The sequence below is a fragment of the Mesorhizobium sp. M2A.F.Ca.ET.039.01.1.1 genome, assembly GCF_003998035.1.
In the GTDB taxonomy this organism is placed as follows: domain Bacteria; phylum Pseudomonadota; class Alphaproteobacteria; order Rhizobiales; family Rhizobiaceae; genus Mesorhizobium.
The window spans coordinates 1-3,754 of sequence record NZ_RZRY01000620.1 but is presented as its reverse complement, the minus strand read 5'-3'; the positions used below and the strand labels follow the sequence as shown (position 1 = coordinate 3,754).

Genomic DNA, 3,754 nt, shown 5'->3' with positions numbered 1-3,754 from the left:
GTTCGAGCTGGCCGGCTGGCTGAAGACGATGGGCGACAGCGGCAAGAACCTCAACGCCTATTTCGTCACCGTCGATCCGGAGCGCGACACCCCGGAGACGATGAACACCTATGTCAGCAACTTCTCCGATCGCATCACCGGCATCACCGGCGATCCGGACAAGGTGCACGCCATGGCCAAGGCCTTCGGCATCTATTGGAAGAAGGTCGACACCGGCGACGGCGACTACACGATGGACCATACCGCCTCGGTGCTGCTGCTCAACGCCAGGGGCGATTTCGCCGGTACCATCGCCTATGGCGAGAGCGCCGACACCGCCGTCGCCAAGCTGAAGCGGCTGGCTGCCGGCGGGCAAACATGATGGGCCAGACCAGGCTGCACCTCACCGCCAGCAAGCTCGAGGCCGATCGCATCTTCGCGGCGCTGGACGCCGCCTTCGAGGATGACGGCCTGCCGATCGCCGTGCTGGAGCTCGACGAGGAAAAAGACATCCACGAAGTGTCGCTCTATGCCGATGGCGACGTCGGTCCTGTCGAGGCGCGGGTCAGGGATATCATCGCCGGTCTCGGCCTGCCGAAGCCTGTCGAGCGCGAGGTCCTTCCCGATGTGGACTGGGTGTCGCGCTCGCTGGAAGGCTTGAAGCCGGTCCGTACGGGGCGCTTCCTCGTCCACGGCTCGCACGACCGCGCCAAGCGCCACGCCGGTGATCTCGCCATCGAGATCGAGGCAGGCCTTGCCTTCGGCACCGGCCATCACGGCACCACCGCCGGCTGCCTCGAAATGCTGGAGCAGGTGGTGCTGCGCGAACGGCCGCGCAACGCGCTCGACCTCGGCACCGGCAGCGCGGTGCTCGCGATCGCGCTCGCCAAGCTCGCGCATATCCCGGTGCTGGCGACCGACATCGATCCGGTCGCCGTCCGCGTCGCCGCCGCCAACGCCCGCCTCAACCATGTCAAGGCGCTGGTCGAGACGGTGACGGCGCCGGGCTTCCACAACCCGATCTTCGCCAGGCGCGCGCCTTTCGACCTCATCGTCGCCAACATCCTGGCCCGGCCGCTGATGCGGCTCGCGCCTCAGATGGCCCGGCATATCAGGCTCGGCGGCTCGCTGGTGCTTTCCGGCATCCTCGACCGGCAGCGCGACGCCGTGATCTCAGCCTATGTCGGTCAGAGCTTTCGTCACGTCCGCACGCTGCATCGCGAGGGCTGGGTGACCATCCACCTCAAGCGCTGAGGCGGTTACTCACACATAAAGCGAGTTTGCCGCCTTCTTCAGCTCTTCGCGATCGTAGCCATTGGCGTTCAGCGTTTCATCGTCGAGACAAAGCAGCGCCCCGTTGACGTAGCGGGTCGCCTCGCGCCGGCGAGCTTCGATCAGCGCGCTCATGGCGTTTCTGAAAAATCCGCGTCTGGCTGGAAGCGTGGACATGACAGTCTCCTTTGCAGGACAACAGGATTCATTCCTCCACATCCGGGAGACTAAGCTCTGCCGACCTGTCTGGAAATCAACGATTCTGCATAGCGTCCATGCGCAAAGACACGGGCGCGCGCCTAGCTTGCACGTCGTCGCTTCAGCATATCTGGATCATATGGCGTCTGGTGACAGATCCGTTTCAATTGGCGCACGAAATGCTCTAAAGCATGTCTCCCGAAAGTGGGAACCGGTTTCGGGATAAAGACATGCGTAAGATCCAAAACCTAAAGCGCATGGCGCGAATCTGAAAGATCGCGACGCGCTTTAGGTTCGCGACAAGCATCCGAGGAGAGGCCACCATGTTCCAGACCTTTGATTCCGCTGGCGATCCGGCCGTCGGCAAGCCGCGCGTGGCGCTGCTGCGGCAATGGCTGGCCGACAATGGCTTGGATGGCTTCATCGTCCCCCGCGCGGACGAGCACCAGGGCGAATATGTCGCCGACCGCTCGGCGCGGCTGAAATGGCTGACCGGCTTTTCCGGTTCGGCCGGCGTCGCCATCATCCTGCGCGACCGCGCCTTCATCTTCGTCGACGGCCGCTACACGCTGCAGGTCCGAAACGAGGTCGACCTTTCGATCTTCACCGTCGAAAGCCTCATCGACAATCCGCCGGCCAGCTGGATCAGGGACAATTTCGGCAAGGGCGCGAGGCTCGGCTTCGACCCCTGGCTGCATACGATCGGCGAGGTCAGGGCGCTGAAGGCATCGGCCGAGCAATCCGGCGCGACCTTGGTGCCGCTCGACAGGAACCCGATCGACATCATCTGGAAAGACCAGCCCGAGCCGCCGCGCGCGCCGGTGGAGTTGCAAGAGCTCAATTTTGCCGGTGAGCTCGCCAAGGACAAGCTTGTGCGGCTGGCAAGCGCCATCCAGAAAGACGGCGCCACCCATGCGGTGCTGACCGACCCCTCTTCCATCGCCTGGAGCTTCAACATCCGTGGCGCCGACGTGCCGCACACGCCGCTGGCGCTCGGCTTTGCCATCCTCGCCGCCGACGGCAAGCATCAGCTGTTCATGGACCAGCGCAAATTCCCGCGCCAGGTCGCGGCCTATCTCACCCAGCTTGCCGATCTGCATGATCCGGGCGAGTTCGAAGCGGCAATCGTCGAGCTGGCCAAAAACGGCGCCAGGATCGCGCTGGATCCGGTGCTGGCGGCGGAAAAGCTGCGGATGCTTACCGAGGACAATGGCGGCACCGTCGTCTTGGCGGCTGACCCTGCGCGTATACCCCGCGCGACCAAGAACCAGGCCGAGATCGCCGGCAGCCGCGCCGCGCATCGCCGCGACGGCGCTGCGGTCGCCAAGCTGCTGTGCTGGCTCGAGCGCCAGCAGCCCGGCACGCTCGACGAAATTGCCGTCGTCACCAAGCTGGAGGAAGTGCGCCGCCAGACAGGCGAGGAAACCCAGATGCCGCTGCGCGACATCTCCTTCGACACGATTTCCGGTGCCGGCCCGAACGGCGCGATCATGCATTACCGCGTCTCGCGCGCCACCAGCCGCAAGCTGGAAAGCGGAGAACTGTTCCTGCTCGATTCCGGCGGCCAGTACCAGGACGGCACCACCGACATCACCCGCACCGTGCCGATCGGTGAGCCGACGCAGGAAATGCGCGAGCGCTTCACCCTCGTGCTGAAGGGCATGATCGGCATCTCGACGCTGCGTTTCCCCGCCGGCACGCGCGGCTCGGAAATCGACGCCGTCGCGCGCATGGCACTGTGGAAGCATGGCTGCGACTTCGCCCATGGCACCGGCCATGGCGTCGGCTCCTATCTTGCCGTGCATGAAGGGCCGCAGCGCATCGCCCGCACCGGCACCGAGAAACTGCTTGCCGGCATGATGCTGTCCAACGAACCAGGCTACTACAAGGAAGGCGCCTACGGCATCCGCATCGAGAACCTGATTCTGGTCACGCCGGCGGAACCGATCGAAGGTGGCGACATCCCCATGCACGGCTTCGAGACGCTCACGTTGGCGCCGATCGACAAGCGTCTCGTCCGCAGCGATCTCTTGACCCGCGACGAGTTGCACTGGCTCGACCAGTATCATGCATGGGTGCTGGCCGAGATCGGCCCGATGGTGGACGGCGAAACGCTGGCCTGGCTGGAGAAGGCGACAGCACCACTGCCGCACGACGCGAAGATTTGAGATTAGCTTCTTTCTCCCCGTTCTACGGGGAGAAATGCCCGGCAGGGCAATGAGGGGCAGCGCCGGCGGTCCGAAACGATCGCGCCGGCAGAATTGCTATCCCACAAACTGCCGCGCGATGATCAGCACCGCAGCAC

At 64.5% G+C, this 3,754-nt stretch carries 4 protein-coding genes; 3 read left to right on the top strand and 1 reads right to left on the bottom strand.

What is annotated here, in order from left to right; translation table 11 throughout:
• Together EOA24_RS30565 and EOA24_RS30560 are read left to right on the top strand one after the other, a co-directional pair.
• Window positions 1-361: SCO family protein (locus EOA24_RS30565; protein WP_133374685.1), on the top strand; the 361-nt coding region annotated here is incomplete at its 5' end.
• Window positions 361-1,233, top strand: a complete 873-nt coding sequence (locus tag EOA24_RS30560; protein ID WP_126083755.1) for a 50S ribosomal protein L11 methyltransferase — start codon at window positions 361-363, stop codon at window positions 1,231-1,233. The genes EOA24_RS30565 and EOA24_RS30560, both read left to right, overlap by 1 nt.
• A 9-nt stretch (window positions 1,234-1,242) precedes the next feature.
• Here EOA24_RS30560 and EOA24_RS30555 read toward each other — a convergent pair whose 3' ends face one another.
• Window positions 1,243-1,428 carry a hypothetical protein gene (locus EOA24_RS30555; protein WP_126060111.1) on the bottom strand — a complete coding sequence of 62 codons (186 nt, stop codon included), beginning with the start codon at window positions 1,426-1,428 and terminating at the stop codon, window positions 1,243-1,245.
• Window positions 1,429-1,772: 344 nt separating this feature from the next.
• Here EOA24_RS30555 and EOA24_RS30550 point away from each other — a divergent pair, with 344 nt between their 5' ends.
• Complete coding sequence (locus tag EOA24_RS30550; protein WP_127255868.1) at window positions 1,773-3,617, top strand: aminopeptidase P family protein; 1,845 nt, start codon at window positions 1,773-1,775, stop codon at window positions 3,615-3,617.
• Window positions 3,618-3,754: the final 137 nt, after the last annotated feature.

Coding starts and splice junctions, on each gene's coding strand:
- EOA24_RS30555 (WP_126060111.1), bottom strand. CDS start 1,428: ATGTCCACGCTTCCAGCCAGACGCGGATTTTTCAGAAACGCCATGAGC.
- EOA24_RS30560 (WP_126083755.1), top strand. CDS start 361: ATGGGCCAGACCAGGCTGCACCTCACCGCCAGCAAGCTCGAGGCCGAT.
- EOA24_RS30550 (WP_127255868.1), top strand. CDS start 1,773: ATGTTCCAGACCTTTGATTCCGCTGGCGATCCGGCCGTCGGCAAGCCG.